18 protein-coding genes are annotated in these 18270 nt (G+C 66.7%); 6 read left to right on the top strand and 12 right to left on the bottom strand.

Going from position 1 to position 18270, the window contains the following annotated elements; genetic code table 11:
• Positions 1-70: 70 nt before the first annotated feature.
• The 11 genes from proB to FHT08_RS06975 all read right to left on the bottom strand — a co-directional run bounded on the left by proB (position 71) and on the right by FHT08_RS06975 (position 10695).
• Positions 71-1225: a glutamate 5-kinase gene (proB, locus tag FHT08_RS07025; RefSeq protein WP_104537139.1), complete on the bottom strand. Its 1155-nt coding sequence runs from the start codon at positions 1223-1225 to the stop codon at positions 71-73.
• 13 nt (positions 1226-1238) lie between these two features.
• Entirely contained in the window at positions 1239-1499 is a 261-nt protein-coding gene (locus FHT08_RS07020) for a YciI family protein (protein WP_104537138.1), read from the bottom strand.
• Complete coding sequence (locus FHT08_RS07015) at positions 1499-1852, bottom strand: cupin domain-containing protein (protein ID WP_166774664.1); 354 nt, start codon at positions 1850-1852, stop codon at positions 1499-1501. The genes FHT08_RS07020 and FHT08_RS07015 overlap by 1 nt, the downstream gene beginning before the upstream one ends.
• Positions 1852-3147 carry an argininosuccinate lyase gene (locus FHT08_RS07010; RefSeq protein ID WP_166774663.1) on the bottom strand — a complete coding sequence of 432 codons (1296 nt, stop codon included), beginning with the start codon at positions 3145-3147 and terminating at the stop codon, positions 1852-1854. Before FHT08_RS07010 ends, FHT08_RS07015 begins: the two co-directional genes overlap by 1 nt.
• Positions 3148-3225: 78 nt before the next feature.
• On the bottom strand, positions 3226-4176 hold the full coding sequence (argC, locus tag FHT08_RS07005) for an N-acetyl-gamma-glutamyl-phosphate reductase (RefSeq protein WP_166774662.1): 951 nt from the start codon (positions 4174-4176) through the stop codon (positions 3226-3228).
• Positions 4173-4784, bottom strand: coding sequence for a GNAT family N-acetyltransferase (locus FHT08_RS07000; RefSeq protein ID WP_166774661.1), 612 nt, complete (start codon positions 4782-4784; stop codon positions 4173-4175). The genes argC and FHT08_RS07000 overlap by 4 nt, the downstream gene beginning before the upstream one ends.
• 5 nt (positions 4785-4789) lie before the next feature.
• Positions 4790-6133: an acetylglutamate kinase gene (locus tag FHT08_RS06995; protein WP_104604759.1), complete on the bottom strand. Its 1344-nt coding sequence runs from the start codon at positions 6131-6133 to the stop codon at positions 4790-4792.
• 49 nt (positions 6134-6182) lie between these two features.
• Positions 6183-7283, bottom strand: coding sequence for an acetylornithine deacetylase (locus FHT08_RS06990; RefSeq protein ID WP_104604761.1), 1101 nt, complete (start codon positions 7281-7283; stop codon positions 6183-6185).
• A gap of 277 nt (positions 7284-7560) precedes the next feature.
• On the bottom strand, positions 7561-8802 hold the full coding sequence (locus FHT08_RS06985) for an argininosuccinate synthase (RefSeq protein WP_208408839.1): 1242 nt from the start codon (positions 8800-8802) through the stop codon (positions 7561-7563).
• A gap of 52 nt (positions 8803-8854) precedes the next feature.
• On the bottom strand, positions 8855-9886 hold the full coding sequence (locus FHT08_RS06980) for an N-acetylornithine carbamoyltransferase (RefSeq protein WP_039526969.1): 1032 nt from the start codon (positions 9884-9886) through the stop codon (positions 8855-8857).
• 311 nt (positions 9887-10197) lie between these two features.
• Positions 10198-10695, bottom strand: coding sequence for a hypothetical protein (locus FHT08_RS06975; RefSeq protein WP_166774788.1), 498 nt, complete (start codon positions 10693-10695; stop codon positions 10198-10200).
• 186 nt (positions 10696-10881) lie between these two features.
• Between FHT08_RS06975 and cysS the strand changes: the two genes are divergently transcribed.
• The 3 genes from cysS to FHT08_RS06960 all read left to right on the top strand — a co-directional run bounded on the left by cysS (position 10882) and on the right by FHT08_RS06960 (position 14211).
• Positions 10882-12306, top strand: coding sequence for a cysteine--tRNA ligase (gene cysS / locus FHT08_RS06970; RefSeq protein ID WP_166774659.1), 1425 nt, complete (start codon positions 10882-10884; stop codon positions 12304-12306).
• 220 nt (positions 12307-12526) lie between these two features.
• Entirely contained in the window at positions 12527-12964 is a 438-nt protein-coding gene (locus tag FHT08_RS06965; protein WP_104537127.1) for a SufE family protein, read from the top strand.
• Positions 12961-14211, top strand: a complete 1251-nt coding sequence (locus tag FHT08_RS06960) for an MFS transporter (RefSeq protein WP_166774658.1) — start codon at positions 12961-12963, stop codon at positions 14209-14211. Before FHT08_RS06965 ends, FHT08_RS06960 begins: the two co-directional genes overlap by 4 nt.
• Before the next feature lie 308 nt (positions 14212-14519).
• Here FHT08_RS06960 and dksA read toward each other — a convergent pair whose 3' ends face one another.
• Positions 14520-15563 carry an RNA polymerase-binding protein DksA gene (gene dksA, locus FHT08_RS20200; RefSeq protein WP_166774657.1) on the bottom strand — a complete coding sequence of 348 codons (1044 nt, stop codon included), beginning with the start codon at positions 15561-15563 and terminating at the stop codon, positions 14520-14522.
• A 90-nt stretch (positions 15564-15653) separates the two neighbouring features.
• Between dksA and yidD the strand changes: the two genes are divergently transcribed.
• From yidD to FHT08_RS06940, 3 genes are read left to right on the top strand one after another with little or no spacing between them, the layout of a single operon-like run.
• Complete coding sequence (yidD, locus tag FHT08_RS06950; RefSeq protein WP_166774656.1) at positions 15654-15947, top strand: membrane protein insertion efficiency factor YidD; 294 nt, start codon at positions 15654-15656, stop codon at positions 15945-15947.
• The gene (locus tag FHT08_RS06945) at positions 15944-17293 is read left to right on the top strand and encodes a dihydroorotase (RefSeq protein ID WP_166774655.1); all 1350 of its coding nucleotides are present in this window, start codon (positions 15944-15946) and stop codon (positions 17291-17293) included. Before yidD ends, FHT08_RS06945 begins: the two co-directional genes overlap by 4 nt.
• Positions 17293-18132 carry a M23 family metallopeptidase gene (locus FHT08_RS06940; RefSeq protein WP_166774654.1) on the top strand — a complete coding sequence of 280 codons (840 nt, stop codon included), beginning with the start codon at positions 17293-17295 and terminating at the stop codon, positions 18130-18132. The genes FHT08_RS06945 and FHT08_RS06940 overlap by 1 nt, the downstream gene beginning before the upstream one ends.
• Positions 18133-18270 lie beyond the last annotated feature (138 nt).

The following is an 18270-nucleotide window of genomic DNA, read 5'->3' as shown; positions in this document are numbered from 1 at the left end:
CAGAATCGGCAGCGGGAAAGTTGGCTGGAAACGCTCTTGCGATTCCCCATTCCCGATTCTCAAATCCCCGCTACAAAAGCACCAAATCATCGCGATGCACCACATTCTCGCCATAGCTGTACCCGAGCACGGGCTCGATCTCGCGGGAGTGGCGGCGGGCGATGCGGCGGATATCCACCGCCGAATACTGGCTGACGCCGCGTGCCAGGCAGCGCTCGCCGGTGTCGTCGCACAGGTGGATCTCCACCATGTCGCCACGCCGGAAGTCGCCCTGCGCACCGGCCACACCGCCCGGCAGCAGCGAGGCGCCCTTGTCGGTCAGCGCCGCGGCGGCGCCGGTATCGATCAGGATCGCGCCCGTTTCCACCGGTGCGTGCCGCAGCCAGTACTTGCGGGCGGCGATGCGCGTGCGCGCGGCATGGATACGCGTGCCGTGCAGGCGATCCTGCGCCAGGGCGCGCACCACATCGCCATTGCGGCCGTTGAACAGATAGGTTTCGATGCCGGCCGCGCCGGCCTTTGCGGCGGCTTCCAGCTTGGTGCGCATGCCGCCGGTGCCCACGCTGCTGCCGCTGCCGCCGGCCATCGCCAGCACCTCGGCGGTGAGTTCGGCCACCTCGTCGAGCGGCCGCGCCAGCGGATTGCTGCGCGGGTCGGCGCTGTACAACCCGTCGATATCGGTGGCGATGAACAAGGCATCGGCATCGACCAGGGCGGCGACGATCGCGGCCAGGTTGTCGTTGTCGCCCAGCTTGAGCTCGTCCACCGACACGGTGTCGTTTTCGTTGATCACCGGTAACGCGCCCAGCCGCAACAACTCGCCCAGGGTGGCGCGCGCGTTGAGATAGCGGCGGCGGTTACGCAGGTCGTCGTGGGTGAGCAACACCTGCGCCACCGGGCGCTCGAAAAAGCGCTGCCAGAGCGCGATCAATTGCGCCTGCCCTAGCGCAGCCAGCGCCTGGCGCGCGGCGATCGGTGCGCCTGCCTCGGCGGCTTTCGGCAGGATCGCCCGGCCGGCCGCCACCGCGCCCGACGAGACGATCACCAACTCGCGCCCGGCCATCAGGTTAGCCGAGACGAACTGCGCCAGCCCCAGCGCAAAGCGCGGCGACAGGCCGCCGCCATCGGCGGCGAGCAGGCTGCTGCCAACCTTGAGCACCGCGCGCCGCCACGGCGGCAGCGCCTGCTCGGTAAACGACCCAGCAGTGGCGATGGACGTGCTCATGGCGACAACCTGCTCAGTGCGTGTTCCACTCATGGACGGTCAGCGTGGAGGCAGCGCGCAGCGCCAATGGATCGCGCGCGACGATCTGCCGCGCGTCTTCCAGGCTGGCGACGTTGATCAACACGTACGCGCCGCCGCTGCGATCGCTGAAGCCGCCGGTCAGTTCCAGCTGCCCGGCGGCACGCAAGGCCTGCAGAAACTCCAGATGCGGCTGCACCACATCGGCCGGAAAATCCGGCTTGCGGATCGCCACTACCAGATAGCGCATCGCCATCAGCCGGCCTCCTTGTCGGGTGTTGCCTCGCCACGACCGAACGGCGTGGAAATCACCAGAAAGCGCGCTTCCATCTCGGACAGGTTGTGCATCTGATGGGTGGAACCGGGCGGCACATGCAGGCTCTGCCCCGCGCGCAGCACATGCTGCTCGCCGTCCAGTTGCAGCATCACCTGGCCGGCCAGCACATAGAAGAAATGCCGCGCGCGGCTATGCCGGTGACGCAGTTCGGCTGCGCCGGGCGGCATGCGTTCTTCCAGCACGCTCAGGTTGGGGTCGCGCAACAGGTGCCAACCGTCGCTGGCTTCCCCCCAGGGGTAATGCTCGGCGGTGTCGGTGCTGATCACGGCCATCAGACCAGCGCCTGCCAGCGGGCATGCAACACATCCAGCTGCAGATCAGCGGCGGCGCCTGGCGAGACGCGGGCGGCCAGGCTGCCTTCTGGCGTGCGCCCCTGCCCTGCGGTGTCGGCCGATTCCGCGGCCGCCTTGTAGGCCTCGCGGAACGGCACGCCGGCAACGGCCGCTTCCACCGCCACATCGGTGGCGTACATGCCCGAATCGATCGCCGCACGCAGTTTGTCCGGGCGCCATTCCAGATTGGCCAGCAAGGCCGGCAGCAGTTCCAGCGCTGCCAGCCCGCGCCCGAAGCCGTGCACGATCGCGCCCTTGCTGCTCTGCAGATCGCGGTGATAGCCCGACGGCAGCGACAGCAGCTGTTCGATCTCGGTCCGCGCCGCGGCCACGCTGGCATGGGTGGCGCGCATCAGTTCGATCACGTCGGGGTTGCGCTTGTTCGGCATGATCGAGCTGCCGGTGGTGTATTGCGCCGGCAACGCGACGAAGGCGAACTCGCCGCTGGTGAACAACGACAGATCCCAGGCAATCCGGCGCAGGTCCAGCGTTGCGCCGCCGAGGGCCTCGAGCGCGGCCAGTTCGTACTTGCCACGCGAGAGCTGCGCATAGATCGGCGACACCTGCAGGCGTGCAAAGCCCAGCTCGGCAGTGGTGTGTGCACGGTCCAGCGGCAGGTTGACGCCGTAGCCGGCGGCGGTACCGAGCGGATTGCTGTCCACCAGGCGCAAGGTATCGGCCGCACGCACCGCGTCGTCGATAAAGGCCTCGGCCCAGCCCGCCCACCACATGCCGGCCGAGGACACCACCGCACGCTGGATATGCGTATAGCCCGGCACCGGCAACGCGGCCTCTGCCTGCGCGCGGTCCAGCGCCACCTTGGCGATCTCCGCGCCGAGCTCGGCCACGCGTTGCAGCTTGTCCTTCAACCACAGGCGCGTGGCGACCAGGATCTGGTCGTTACGGCTGCGCCCGGTGTGGATCTTGCGGCCGGCATCGCCCAGCCGTTCGGTCAGGCGCGCCTCGATCGCCGAATGGCAGTCCTCATAGCGTTCGTCCAGCACGAACGTGCCACTGCGGAAGTCGGCCGCCAGCAGGTCGAGCTGTTCGCTCAGTCCGCCCAGTTCCTGCAGCGACAGGATGCCGATGTGCTGCAGTCCCTGCGCATGCGCCTTGCTGGCAGCGATGTCGTACAGGAAGAACTCGCGGTCCAGGATGACGTCGTCGCCGGCCAGGAAGCTCTGGATCTTGGCGTCCACCGCCACGCCGGGTTTTTGCCACAACAGATTGGTCATCGGAAAGCGTCTCGAAATAAGTCGTCCAGTTAAATCCCCGCACAAGGATGTGCGGGCTCTTGCGAGGGACTCGCATCATCAGCCAATCGCAGTCAATTCGTCCCAGCCCAACGCCAGGTTGAGATTCTGCATCGCCTGCGTCGCCGCGCCCTTGAGCAGGTTGTCCAGCGTTGCCACCACCACCACCCGCTTGTTGCCCGGCGCCAGCGTCACGCCACCGATCTGCACCCCGTGCCTGCCGGCGATGCGGCTGACCCACGGCGCTTCATCGACAATCTCGATCAACGGCTCGTCGGCGTAACGCTGCGTGTAGCGCGCCTGGATCTGCTCGCGCGTCAGCGGTTGCTGCAGCCACAGGTTGACGGTCATGGTGATGCCACGGAAATGCGGCGCCACATGCGGCATGAACTCCACCGGCACCCCGAGCTGCGCGGAGACTTCGCGCTCGTGCATGTGGTTGGTCAGCGCATACGGCATCAGGTTATCGGCCAGCAACGCGGGATTGTTCTTGTCCGACGGCGTGGTGCCCGCGCCGGAGTACCCGGACACGCCGAAGCACTGCGGCGGGCCGGCCAGTTGGTCGAGCAAGGGCGCGATCGTCAGCTGCATCGCGGTGGCATAGCAGCCCGGATTGCTGATGCGCTTCTGCCCGGCATAGCTGCCGCGCGTCAGTTCCGGCAGCCCGTAATACCAGGCCGGATCGAAGCGGTAATCGGCCGACAGGTCGATCAACAGGGTCTGCGGCCTGGCCGAATCGATCGCCGCGACGAAGGGCTCGGCCTTGCCGTTGGGCAATGCCAGGATCACCACGTCCGCCGCATTGGCGGCCACCGCATCGGCATCCAGGTTCGCGTAGCGCAGCTCACCGCGATACGCAGCGTTGTGGTCGGCCACGGGTTGCCCCGCCAGCTCGCGCGAGGACACGAACACCAGCTGCAGATGCGGGTGTGCCATCACCAGCTTGATCAATTCCGATCCGGTATGCCCGCGGGCACCGACGATGCCGATGGTCGTTGCTTGAACAGTCATGCGTTTGCTTCCAGGCGGAACTGCAGGTGGCGTTTGACCCCGGCCCATTCCGTATCGATGATGGAGAACACCACGGTGTCGCGCGGCGTGCCGTCAGGGTGGCGGGTGTGATTGCGCAGCACGCCGTCCTGCTTTGCACCGAGCCGCGCAATCGCCGCGCGCGAGGTGTGATTGAACCAGCTGGTCTCGAACACCACGCTCAGGCAGCCCAGCGTGTCGAAGGCGTGCTGCAGCAGCATCCGCTTGGTGTCGGTATTGACGCCGCTGCGCTGCACGTGCGGCGCGTACCAGGTGTAGCCGATCGACAGCTTGGGCACTGTCGCGTCCAGCCCGTAATAGCGCGTGCAGCCGACGACCTCGCCGGCCGCATCGCGCACCACGTAGGGCAGCACCAGCCCGTCGGCCTGCGCAGCCAGGGCTGCGCACACGTAGTCGTCCACCTGCGCCGGTGCCGGCACGCCGGTGTACCACAGCCGCGACAAGGCTCCATTGCCCAGCGCAGCGCGCAGACCATCGGCATGCGCAGCCTGCAACGGTTCCAGTGTTGCGTGTTGCCCGCGCAGCGTGGGCAGCTCGCGCCAAAGCGATGGCAATGCGACGGGCGCCATCGTCCTCAGCCCAGCAGCGTCGGCTGGCGCGTCGCGCAATGCGCCACGCAGTGCTGGATCTGCTCGAAGTTCTCCAGCCCGTACCAGAACACCTTCCACTTCTCCTGCTTGATGCAGCCGTCGGACTCGGCGTAGTAGAAAATGTTGACCTGGTTGTTGTGACGCGAGCGCCAGAACAGTTGCGGGGTTTCCTCGCGCATCACGTTCCACACTGCACGGCCCAGGCCTTCGCCCTGCGCGTCGTCGAGCACGGCGAACTTGTCCAGGTAGATCAGCGCGCTTGCACCCAGCCTGCCCTCGTCGGTGAGGATCACCGCGGCGCGGTAGTTCTCGCTGACATAGGCGCGCAGCAACTTGGTATTGCTGAAGTACTCGGGCACCAGCGTGCGGCCGAAGCTGGATTCGATCAGGGTCCTGAGCCGCGGCAGGTCCAGTTCGTCCCATGAGCTTGCACGCAGCACGCGTTCGCCGCGCCGCACCAGCGTGCCCGAGCCCTTGTGGGTGAACAGCTCCTTGGCCAGATCCGCCGGCCGGGTGATCGACACCGACGACTCCAGCGGCAGGCGATCGAGCAGATCCTTGATCTGTTCGATCTTCACCCGCATGCCGCCGTTGATCCACGGCTGCTGCATCAGATGGTCGAACTCGGTGGACAGGTTGATCGAGTCGATTACCTTGCCATCGGCATCCAGCAGGCCACCGGTGCCGGTGAGGAAGATGATCTTGTACGGCTGCAGCTCCTGCACCAGTTCGTTGGCGGCAAAATCGGCGTTGATGTTGAGGATCTGCCCGCTCGGGGTCTCGCCCAGGCTGGTGATCACCGGGATCGAGCCGGCCTGCAGGCTGGCTTCGATCGGCGCCAGATTGACCGCCTTGACCTCACCGACCAGGCCGTAGGTGTCGCGGTCCAGATACTGCGCTTCGAACACGCCGCCGGTGATCGAGGTCGCACGCGCGCCGTTCTGCTGCAGCGCCTCGACCAGCTTGAGGTTGGAGGCCTGGAACACCTTGCGCACGATCGCCAGCGCTTCCGGCGAGGTGACCCGCAGGCCGTTGACGGTGCGCTTCTCGATGCCGGCCGCCGACAGTTCGGCATCCAGCTGCGGGCCGGCGCCATGCAGCACGATCGGGGTCAGCCCAACTTCCTGCAGAAACGACAGCGACGAAGTCAGCGCGTCCAGGTCGTCGCGCAGCACCGCGCCGCCCACCTTGACCACCGCAAAGCGTTTGGCATCCAGCTGCGAAAAACGCTTCAGGTACTGGCTGATTTCCTTGGCGCTGGCCATGCTCGAAAGCAGGCGCACGATGGTCTGGCGGGTCTGTTTGTGGGGCTGTGCGGAGAGGGACATTGCCGTGATCGAAGAGAGGAAAGGCCGCGCCAGGGCGCGGAACGCGGCTTCAGTTTGAGCCGTTGATGATGCGATGTACCGACTCGGCATAACGCTGCAACTGCGCAAGCGTCACGAACTCATCGGCGGTGTGCGCCTGGGCGATATCGCCGGGGCCATAGACCAGGGCGGTGTAACCGCCAGCCGAAAACAGCGAGGCCTCGGTCCAGAAATCCACCGCATTGCCGATCGGCAGGTCCAGCGCATCGGCCACATCGCGTGCGGCCAGGCGGCGTTCTTCGGCACGCGCGATGTCGCCGGACGGCAGGCTGGGGCCGCGGAAGGTTTCTTCGAACTGCGCTGCGGCCGGCTCGGCAAATCCGGCAAACGTCGCCAGCAAACCGTCCACGTCCATCGACGGCAGCGGACGAAAGCCGAAACGCAGCTCGGCCGCCGGCGCGATCATGTTGGCCTTGATGCCGCCCTCGACCCGACCGATGTTGAAGCGCAGGCCGGTCAGGCCGCCGAAGCGCGCATGCGCCAGCGACTCGACATGCTCCAGCGCCCTGCCCCCCCAGCGCATCGCCTGGTGCAGCGCACTGGCGGATGGATCCTGCTTGCCCGAGGCATGCCCGGCACGCCCGGCAAACCGCATCAGCACCGAGCTGATGCCGCGATGCGCCAGCACTGCCTCGCTCATGGTCGGCTCGGCGACCAGCACCGCCTCATACGGCACGCCACGCGCCAGGAACGCGGCGATGCAGCGCGGGTCGTTGGCTTCCTCGTCGGAGGAAAACAGCAAGGCCGCATCGCCCTGCCCGGCATTGGCTGCCGCCACCAGCGCCGCTGCCGCCCCCTTGATGTCGCAGACGCCCAGGCCGATCACGCGATCGTCGGTACGCCGCATCACGTGCGGGTCGGCACTCCACTGCGGCGAATCCGGCACCGTGTCCAGATGCACGTTGAACAGGTACCTGGGCTTACCGCGCACCGCATACAGGCTCACCGCACCGGCACCGTGGTCGATCACCTCGACCCGGAAACCGGGCAGCTGCGCGCGCAGATAATCGAAGATGCCGCCCTCGGCAGCGATCGCCCGCGGCGGATTGCGGGTGTCGAAGGACACCAGCTGTTCTAGGTGTTCGAGGGTGGAGACGAGTAGATCGGTCATGTCGGTTTGATCAATGGTCCGAAGCGGCGGCTAACCGGAAGTAAGGAAGGTGCGCAAACAGCTCATAAATCTCATCGAAGCCACCCTTCTCCCACCGGGAGAAGGTGCCCCGAAGGGGCGGATGAGGGTACGGGCGAAGCCCAGTGCACTGAGGATCGAGAGCTTCGCTCCGTATCCTCACCCCAACCCGCGCTTGCGGCGCGGGCGCTCCAAGGCACGCGCGCCAGTGGCGCGTAAGCCGTGCCTTCTCGCCCCGGGGGAGAGGGGCTTTAGATCCTCAGCGATTCACCTGCGCGTACAGCGTCGAGCTCATCCCGAACAGCTTGATGAAGCCTTCCGCCTCTTCCACGCCCCAGTCGGCCGACTGCGCATAGGTCGCGCCCTTTGTGTTGAGCAGGTGCGGCGAGCGCACCGCCACCGCATCGACGCGGCCGCCGCGGGTTTCCAGCGTGACCTCGCCGTTGACCTTGGACTGCGACGACTTCAGGAACGCCTCGATGTCGGTCTTGAGCGGATCGTGATAGAAGCCTTCGTACACCAGCTCCACCCACTTGCGCGCCACATCCGGCTTGAAGCGGTTCTGCTGCTTGGTCAGCACCGCATCTTCCAGCGCGCGGTGCGCGGTCAGCAGCGAGATCAGGCCCGGCGCTTCGAACACGATGCGGCCCTTCAACCCGATCACGGTGTCGCCGGTGTAGACGCCACGGCCCACGCCGTAGGGCGCGAACAGCTTGTTGAGCTGGGCCAGGATCTGCTCGCCCGGCAGCGCCTTGCCATTGAGTTCAACGGCCTCGCCTTCGACGAACGTCAGGGTGACGGTCAGCGGCTCGGCCGGCCACTCGCTGCGCGGCGCGCACCAGCCGCGCGCACCCTCGCCCGGCGCTTCCCAACGGTCGATCTCGCCGCCGGACATGGTCAGCCCGAGCAGGTTCTCGTTGATGGTGTAGGCCTGCTGCTTGGCGCGCACGCCGAAGCCGCGCTCTTCCAGATACTTCTGCTCGTAGGCGCGGGTCTGGGTATGCTCCTTCTGGATCTCGCGGATCGGCGCCACGATCTGGTAATCGCCCAGTGCCTTCACTGCCAGGTCGAAACGCACCTGGTCGTTGCCCATGCCGGTGCAACCGTGCGCGATGCTGCGCGTGCCCAGTTCCGCGGCGCGCTTGAGCGCGGCATCGACGATCAGGTAACGGTCGGACACCAGCAACGGATACTGGCCCTGGTAGCCCTCGCCCGCCCACACGAACGGCTTGACGAAGCCCTGCCAGATGGCCGGACCGCCATCGACGGTGACATGGCTGGCGGCACCGAGTTCGGCCGCGCGCTTTTCGATGAAATCACGCTCCTCGGCATCCACCCCGCCGGTATCGGCAAACACGGTGTGCACCGCATAGCCCTGCGCCTGCAGATACGGAATGCAGAAGCTGGTATCCAGGCCACCGGAAAACGCCAGGACGATGTCCTTCTCGCTGCCGGGAATCGGGAGTTGGGAATCGGGAATGGTGGAAGCAGTGCTCATCATTGTTTCCTTGGTACGTAAAAGTGGGGATCAACGTTCTTGCTGTTGCGATTCTCTATTCCCGATTACCGATTCCCGCTTGCGAAGCGAGCGCCGCCATGATCGCCTTCTGCACATGCAGGCGATTCTCGGCTTCGTCGATGGCGATGCAGTTGGGCGAATCCATCACCGCGTCGGTGGCCTTGACGTTGCGACGCAGCGGCAGGCAGTGCGAGAACACGCCGTTGTTGGTCAGCGCCATCTTGCGTTCGTCGACGATGAAGTGCTGGTACTGGTCGCGGATCGGCTTTTCCGGTTCCCAGTTGCCGAAGAACGGCAACGCGCCCCAGCTCTTGGCATACACCACATCGGCGCCGGCGTAGGCGCTGTCGATATCGTGGCTGACCTGCAGCGAGCCGCCGCTTTCGGCCACGTTCTGCGCCGCCCAGTCCATGTAGCGCGGGTCCAGGATGTAGTCCGGCGTCGGGCACAGCAGGGTCACGTCCATGCCCATGCGGGTGGCGATGGTGAGCGCGGAATTGGCCACCGCGGTATTCAACGGCTTGGGGTGATAGGTCCAGGTCAGCACGTACTTCTTGCCGCGCAGATCCTGGGTGCCGAAGTGTTCCTGCAACGCCATCGCGTGCGCCAGCTCCTGGCACGGGTGGGTGATCGTCTCCATGTTGATCACCGGCACCGGCGAATACTTGGCGAAGCTCCTGAGCACCTGGTCCTCGCGGTCCTTGGACCAGTCGACGAACTTCGGGAACGCGCGCACGCCGATCAGATCGACGTAACGGCCGAGCACCCGCGCCACTTCGGCGATGTGCTCTTCGGTGTCGCCGTCCATCACCGTGCCCAGATTGAACTCGATCGGCCAGGCGTCCTTGCCCGGCTGCAACACCACCGCATGCCCGCCCAGCTGGAACGCGCCCAGCTCGAAGCTGGTGCGGGTGCGCATGGACGGGTTGAAGAACACCAGCGCGATCGACTTGCCCTTCAGCTCGCTTCCCAGCTTGTTGCGTTTGAACAACGCGGCCTGGGTCAACAGCGCGTCCAGTTCGGCGCGGCTCCAGTCCTGGGTGTTCAAGAAGTGCTTCAGTGACATCGATCGGTCCTTGTGCTGCGTGCTTCTGCTGCGTGGTCCGCCAGGAGCGGCGGGTGCGCGACATGCGCGTTTCTTGCGGTTGAAACTTTTGTGACGTCAAAACGAAAAAACCCAGCCTGCGGGCTGGGTTTTCAACGGCGGAACAGCAAAACGCTCCGGTTACCCAGCGAAAATGTGGGATTCCGGTCGGCGGGCACGCGAGGTCATGCCGGAGGCCATCCGGGCGGCGCTGGTGTCGTGCTGAAAGGCGTTTGCGTACATAGGGCGCGAATCCTCGCATGCATGCGGGCACAGCGCAACCGCTGCGCGGCTCAGCGCGGCGGCGCGACGATGGCGTCGGGAATGTACGGGGTGACCGACACGCGGATGCGCAGCCGGTTGCCCGGATCTTCCGGCAGCCGCGACCGGTATTTGGTGCCCTTGTAGACGTAGTCCACATCGAAGGCGATCGGCCGCCGGAACTCGCGCGGCACTTCCACCACCCGGCAGTTGCGGCGCGTGCTGGTCGGCGGCACCGCCATCGGCACGGACGCCGGCTCGGGGCGACGGGAGAACATCTCCTTGACCGAATCCACCATCCGGTTGATGCGGCCCTCGTCCTCGACCGGCGCCACTGCCACCGGTGCGACCGGCTCGGCCTCGCATTGCTCTTCGATGCGGGTGGCACGCAAGGTCTGGTAGACCGGCTCGACGTTGAGCACCTGCGCGTAATCCAGCTTCACGTTCTCGATCACTACCACCCGGTTCTTGGGATCGGTTTCTGCCGCGTGTGCTGACGATGCCTGCCAGGCGAACACACACAGCAGCAGGAAGAACGGGAAAGGTCGCATCAGTACCAGGAGGGCGCAGCCAGGCAATACGTAAGTGTATGGAGCTTGCGATCCCTTGGGCTGAACGCAGCCCATCCGGTCACCGGCGCAGCTGCGGTCGTGCAGTTGGTTCGCCACACCGCCGCGACCGGCTAGAATCGCCCGGTTATCCTTTTTCAGATGCCGATGAGCCTGCGCCTGCACAACAACCTGACGCGGCGGGTCGAGCCGTTCGCACCGCTCGATCCGTCCAGCCCCACCCTGTATGTGTGCGGCCCCACCGTCTACAACTACGCGCATATCGGCAACGCCCGCGGCCCGGTCGTGTTCGACGTGCTGGCCGCCTTGCTGCGGCGGCGCTACGGCGCGCTGCGCTACGCGCGCAACATCACCGACGTGGACGACAAGATCAACGCCGCCGCGCGGGCGCAGGGCGTGCCGATCTCGGCCATCACCGACCGCTTCGCCGCGATCTACCGCCAGGACATGGCCGCGCTCGGCGTGCTGCCGCCGGGCATCGAACCGGAAGCCACCGCGCATATCCCGCAGATCGTGGCGATGATCGAGCAGTTGATTGGCAACGGCCATGCCTATGCCGCCGAAGGCCATGTGCTGTTCGCGGTGGCCAGCTTCGCGCACTACGGCAAGCTCTCGCGCCGCGATCCGGACGAGATGCTGGCCGGCGCGCGCGTGGACGTGGCGCCGTACAAGCGCGACCCCGGCGACTTCGTGCTGTGGAAGCCCTCCAGCGACGAGCTGCCCGGCTGGGACTCGCCGTGGGGCCGCGGCCGCCCGGGCTGGCATATCGAATGCTCGGCGATGGCTGCCGCGCACCTGGGCCCGACCATCGACATCCATGCCGGCGGCGTGGACCTGCAGTTCCCGCATCACGAGAACGAGATCGCGCAGAGCGAGTGCGCGCATGGCGGAGCGACCTTCGCGCGGTTCTGGCTGCACAACGGCATGCTCAACTTCAGCGGCGCCAAGATGAGCAAGTCGCTGGGCAATATCGAGACCGTACACGACCTGATCGCCCGGCACCCGCCCGAGGCGCTGCGCTACGCGCTGCTGAGCGCGCATTACCGGCAGCCGCTGGACTGGTCCGACGGCCTGATCGAACAAGCCAAGAACACGCTGGACCGGCTGTACGGCACCGTGCGCGACCTGGCCGCGGCCGAACACGCTGCCGAGATCACCCCTGCGCAGCCGGCCACGATTCCCGACGAGGTGGAAGCCGCGCTCGACGACGACCTCAACACCCCGCTTGCGCTGTCGGTCATCGCCAGCATCGCCTCCGAGGCCCGCGCGCTACGCACCCAACTCGCGCATGGCAGCGACGCATCGGCAGGTGTTGCCGCGCTGTCCGGCCTGAAGTCCCGGCTGCTCGGCGCAGGCCTGGCGCTGGGACTGCTGCAGCAGGACCCGGCCGCCTGGTTCTCGCGCGGCACCGACGCCGGCGACGATGCGCGCATCACCGCGCTGGTCGAAGAACGCAATGCCGCAAAGAAAGCCAGGGATTTCGCCCGCGCCGACGCCATCCGCACGCAGCTGGCCGACGAAGGCATCGTGCTGGAAGACACCCCGCAAGGCGTGCGCTGGAAGCGCGCATGACCTTCTTCCCTTCTCCCTTCGGGAGAAGCTGCCCCGCAGGGGCGGATGAGGGTGCGAGCGCAGCCACATGCACCTTCCTTGAGGTAGGAGCGAAGCCACCCGCATCCAATTCCAGCGAGGCTTCGCCCCTACCCTCACCCCCAACCCCGCTCCCGCAGGGAGAGGGGCACCATTGTGGTGTCGCCGGGCAGCGCGATCACCGACCGATTCTGGATTTTTGATGACCACCACCCCCTTCCCGCTCGAACCCACCGCCGTCCAAGCGCAGGCCGCCATTGCCGAGGAGTTCTCCTTCTTCGGCGACTGGTCCGAGCGCTACCAGTACCTGATCGACCTGGGCCGCAAGCTGCCCGGCTTCCCCGAACAGTGGAAGAGCGAAGAACACCGCCTGCATGGCTGCCAGTCGATGGTGTGGATCGTGCCGGAGGGCAATGCCGAGCGGCTGGACTTCCACGCCGTCAGCGACTCGGCGATCGTCTCCGGGCTGATCTATCTGGCCTTGCGCGTGTACTCCGGGCGCAGCGCGCAGGAGATCCTGGCCACCGAGCCGGACTACATCGCCGGCATCGGGCTGGCCAAGCATCTGTCGCCGACCCGCAGCAATGGCGTGGCGGCAATGCTGGCCTTCATCCGCGACACCGCCCGCGCCCAGCAGTGAGCACCCCGACGCCCTCGCCTGCCGCCTCGCTGCGTACGCTGCTGGCCCACCCCGGCTTCGGCCTGGTGCTGCTGTATCGCGTGGCGGCGATGCTGTCGTACCAGATCGTCGCGGTCACGGTCGGCTGGCATATCTACGAGATCACCCGCAATCCGCTCTCGCTCGGGCTGATCGGCCTGGCGGAGATCCTGCCGTTCTTCTGCATCGCGCCGTTTGCCGGCTATCTGGTCGATCATCTGCCGCGCCGACGGCTGGGCATGGTCGCGGTGCTCGGCCTGGTCGCCACCGCGCTGCTGCTGTTGGCCATCACCCATGGCTGGCTGCCGGTGCAGGGCGTGTGGCCGATCTACGCGGCCATCGCGCTGACCGGTGCAGCGCGCTCGTTCCTGTCGCCGGTCTATAACGCGCTGTTCGCACGTGCGCTGCCGCGCGAGGCCTTCGCCCGCGGCGCCAGCATCGGCAGCGTCACCTTCCAGGCCGGCATGGTGATCGGCCCGGCGCTGGGCGGCGTGCTGGTCGGCTGGGGCGGCAAGGGCCTGGCCTATGGCGTGGCCGCCGGCGTGGCGCTGTTGGCGATCCTGGCACTGGCGCTGTTGCGGGTCAGCGAGCCGGTCAACGCAGGCCCGCGTGCGCCGATCTTCCGCAGCATCGCCGAAGGTGCGCAGTTCGTGCTGTCCAACCAGGTCATGCTGGGCGCGATGGCGCTGGACATGTTCTCGGTGTTGCTGGGCGGCGCGGTGTCGATGCTGCCGGCCTTCATCCACGACATCCTGCACTACGGCCCGGAAGGCCTGGGCATCCTGCGCGGCGCCCCGGCGCTGGGCTCGATCGCGGTCGGGGTGTGGCTGGCCCGGCACCCGCTGCAGCGCAATGCCGGGCGCATCCTGATGTGGTCGGTGGCCGGCTTCGGGCTGTGCACGATCGCCTTCGGCCTGTCGCGGCACTTCTGGCTGTCGGCGGCGATCCTGCTGGTCTACGGCATGTGCGACGGGGTGTCGGTGGTGGTGCGCCAGACCATCCTGCAGCTGGCCACGCCCGATGCGATGCGCGGCCGGGTGTCGTCGATCAACGGCATCTTCATCGGCTCGTCCAACGAGCTGGGTGCGTTCTACGACGGGGTGATGGCACGCCTGGTCGGCCTGGTACCGGCGGTGGTGATCGGCGGCTGCGTGACCCTGGGCGTTGTCGCCACCACCGCGTGGAAGGCGCCCAAGCTGCGCAAGCTGGACCTGCGCGACCTGCAGTGAGGTCCGCAATGATGCAGTGCCGGTTGCCGCTACCACCGGCAGCTGGTTTCGCTTCGGGCACTGCAGCCGTGCCCTCCATCGGACTCGAGATCCCTGCGCGCCAAAGCGATCGCCTGCGCGCGCAGGCGATACGTCACAGCGCACTCCCGCACGTCTGCTCGCGTATCACGCAACCGACGCCCGCCCGACACCCGTCAGGGATGCCGGTGAATGCAGCGCCCATCCCAGATGGCGCGATGCACATAAAAAACCCCGCACAGGGCGGGGTCTTTTCAGTCGATTGATAGCGATTCGACCTTGTCGAACGATCAGTCGCCCTGCTGCTTCTGCAAGTGCTCCCAACGCTCCTGGGCGTCGATGGTGCGCTCGGCGGTCAGACGCGCTTCCAGGCGGTCGATGCCAATCTCTTCGCCGGTGTCCACGCAATAGCCGTAGTCGCCGTCTTCCAGACGCTTGAGCGTGCTGTCGATCTTGCCGATCAGCTTGCGGTGCCGGTCGCGGGTGCGCAGCTCCAGCGAGTTCTCGGTCTCGCGCGTGGCACGCTCGGCTTCGTCGCCGATGTCGCGTACTTCTTCGCGCAGGTTTTCGATGGTCTGCTTGGACTCTTCGACCAGGTCGTTGCGCCAGCTCTGCAGGCGCTGACGGAAGTACTCCTGCTGCAGCTTGCTCATGTACTCTTCATCGGCTGCAGGCTTGTAGCCCTGCGGCAGGATCGGACGACCGGTGGCTTCGTCGGTCTTGTACTCGACCACCTTGTACTTGGTCTTGGGGGTCGGGCTGGACGGCTTGGAAGTCACGGCCACGGCCACCTTGCCGACCGGACGGGTCGCGGCGGGCTTGGCGGGAGCTTCGGTTTTGGTTGGCGTTTTTGCTGAAGATTTCGAAACGGGCACGGGATTCTTAAGTGACGGGGTCGCAGGCTTTGCCGGCTTCGCAGGGACGGCCTTGGCGGCCGGTGCGGGCGCGGGCTTTTCAGCCTTGACCGGGACTGACTTGGCCGCAGTCGACTTGGTAGCCGGCTTCGGTACGGACTTGGGCGCCACCGGCTTGGCGGCCGGTTTGGCGGCAGCCGGAGCTGCCTTGTTCGCCGCCGGCTTGGCAGCACTCTTGGCGACAGGAGATTTTACAGGTTTGGCGGCCACGGGTTTGGACGCTGCGGTCTTGGCGACCGGCGCCGGCTTGGCCACGGTCTTGCCCGCAGCTACCTTCTTGGCAACCGGTTGCTTGGCAGCCGGCGTCGCCTGCTTGGCGGCCGGTTTTGCAGCGACGGGCGCCGCTGCCTTCTTCGCAACGGGTTTGGCGGACTTCTTGGCGGCCTCTACGGCCTTTTTTGCAGGTTTTTTAGCAGCCACGAAACGCTCATCCTTGGTTCCCCCGGGGCCCGGGAAAGCGGGCCTTTATAGCTTACCCCACGGACCCCCGGCAACCACGTATTAATCCAAGTGGCATATCATTGGCAAGTGATCTCACGCCTGCTCATCGCGCTGCTGCGTTTCTACAAGCGGTTCATCAGCCCCTTGCTGGGGCCGCGTTGCCGTTTTGCGCCCAGTTGCTCGGAGTATGCGATGACCGCGATCGGCCGCTTCGGCCCGATGCGCGGTTGCTGGCTGGCCGCGCGCCGGCTCGGCCGCTGCCATCCCTTCCATCCGGGCGGGTTCGACCCTGTCCCCGACGCGCCTGCGTCCGCGTCATCGCCCGCTCCCCCTTCCTGCAGTTGCAAAGGACCTCATCCATGAGCCGAACTCTCATCGTCAACGCCCGCCTGGTCAACGAAGGCAAGGAATTCGACGCCGATCTGCTGATCGAAGCTGGCCGTATCGCCAGGATCGCCGGCAAGATCGCCCCAGCCGCAGGTGACACCGTGGTGGACGCTGCCGGACGCTGGGTGCTGCCGGGCATGATCGACGACCAGGTGCACTTTCGCGAGCCGGGCCTGACCCACAAGGGCGATATCGCGACCGAATCCGGCGCCGCGGTGGCCGGTGGGCTGACCAGCTTCATGGACATGCCCAACACCAATCCGCCGACGCTGAACGCGGCCGCACTGCAGGACAAGTACGACGCGGCGGCCGGGCGTGCCTGGGCCAACTACGGCTTCTACATGGGCGCCAGCAACGACAATCTGGCCGCGATCCAGACGCTGGACCCGAAGACCGCCCCGGGCATCAAGGTGTTCATGGGCGCCTCCACCGGCAACATGCTGGTCGACAACCCCGAGACGCTGGACGCGATCTTCCGCGACGCGCCGACGCCGATCATCACCCACTGCGAAGACACCCCGACCATCGATGCGACGCTGGCGCAGTACAAGGAAACCTATGGCGACGCGTTGACCCCGGAGATGCACCCGGACATCCGCTCGCGGCAGGCCTGCCTGACGTCCTCGCAGCTGGCGGTGTCGCTGGCGCGCAAGCACAACACCCGCCTGCACGTGCTGCATATCTCCACCGCCGATGAGCTGGCGCTGTTCGAGGCCGGCCCGCTGGTGGATGCCGAGGGCAAGCTGCGCAAGCGCATCACCGCCGAGACCTGCATCCATTTTCTGCGCTTCGACCGCAGCGATTACGCGCGGCTGGGCAACCTGATCAAGTGCAACCCCGCGATCAAGGACGCCGACGACCGCCTGGCGCTGATCGAGGCGTTGGCCGAAGACGTCATCGACGTGCTCGCCACCGACCATGCGCCGCATACCTGGGAAGAAAAGCAGAAGCCCTACGCGCAGGCACCCTCCGGCCTGCCGCTGGTGCAGTATGCGCTGGTGGCCGCGCTGGAGCTGGTGCACGAGGGCAAGCTGCCGATCACCCGCATCGTGCAGAAGTTCGCGCATGCGCCGGCGCAGTTGTTCGATGTGGAAGAACGCGGTTTTCTGCGCGAAGGCTATTTCGCCGACCTGGTGATGATCGACAACACCCCGTTCACGGTGAAGCGCGAGCAGGTGCTGTCCAAGTGCGGCTGGTCGCCGTTCGAAGGCACCACGTTCCGCTCGCGCATCGCCGCGACCTGGGTCAACGGTCGGCAGGTGTGGGACGGCGAACAATTGGTCGGCACTGCCGCCGGTCAACGCCTGACCTTCGACCGCTGATGCGCGCAGCCCTGATTGGCGCCTGGCTTGCGCTGGCGCCGTTCTCGCTCGCTGTCGGCAGCGTGGCTGCGCAGTCTGCCGACGCCGCGGAAGCAGTCTTCCCGCAGAGCGCCTCCCAGGGCGCGCTGGTGATCGGCAAGGTGCCGGCGGGCAGCCAGGTGCAGTACGCCGGCCGCAGCTTGCGGGTCAGCGGCTATGGCAGCGTGGTGTTCGGCATCGGCCGCGATGCAACCGGCCCGTTGCAGGTGCAGATCACCCGGCCCGATGGCAGCAAACAGACCGCCAGCATCGCGGTGACGCCGCGCGACTGGCCGGTGGAGCGCGTCAACGGCGTGCCGCCCAAGACGGTCAATCCGCCTGCGGCGATCGCCGAGCGGATCAAGCGCGAGCAGGCGCAGGTCACCGCCGCGCGCGATCGCGACGATGCCCGCACCGATTTCGCCCAGCCCTTCATCTGGCCGGTGCAGGGCCGCATCAGCGGGCGCTTCGGCAATGCGCGCGTCTACAACGGCCAGCCCGGTGCCGGCCACTCGGGCATGGATATCGCCGTGCCCACCGGCACGCCGGTCAAGGCGCCGGCCGCCGGCGTGGTGACCTTTGCCGCACCGGACCTGTATCTGACCGGCGGCACCGTGCTGTTGGACCATGGCTTCGGCGTGAGCTCGAATTTCCTGCACCTGTCGCGCATCGACGTAAAGGTGGGCGACCGGGTGGAGCAAGGCCAGGTGATTGCGGCCGTCGGTGCCACCGGGCGCGCGACCGGGCCGCATCTGCATTGGGGGATGAACTGGTTCGACGTGCGCATCGATCCGCTGCTGGTGCTTGAGCGCAGCAAGTAGCCTGCGCGCGCGGTGTGTCGACGGGGCTGGCGCGCGGCGGCATGTTCCCCGCGACCCACCCGTTGCGCTTGTGTTCGCCGCAAGGCTTTGGGGTATAACCGGAACGGCCGTCGATCGTCGCCATGCACCGGCGGGCAA

Source organism: Xanthomonas sp. CFBP 8151 (assembly GCF_011761885.1).
In the GTDB taxonomy this organism is placed as follows: Bacteria; Pseudomonadota; Gammaproteobacteria; order Xanthomonadales; family Xanthomonadaceae; genus Xanthomonas; species Xanthomonas arboricola_B.
The sequence above is the reverse complement of the archived record's forward strand: the minus strand, read 5'-3'. Positions and strand labels throughout refer to the sequence as shown.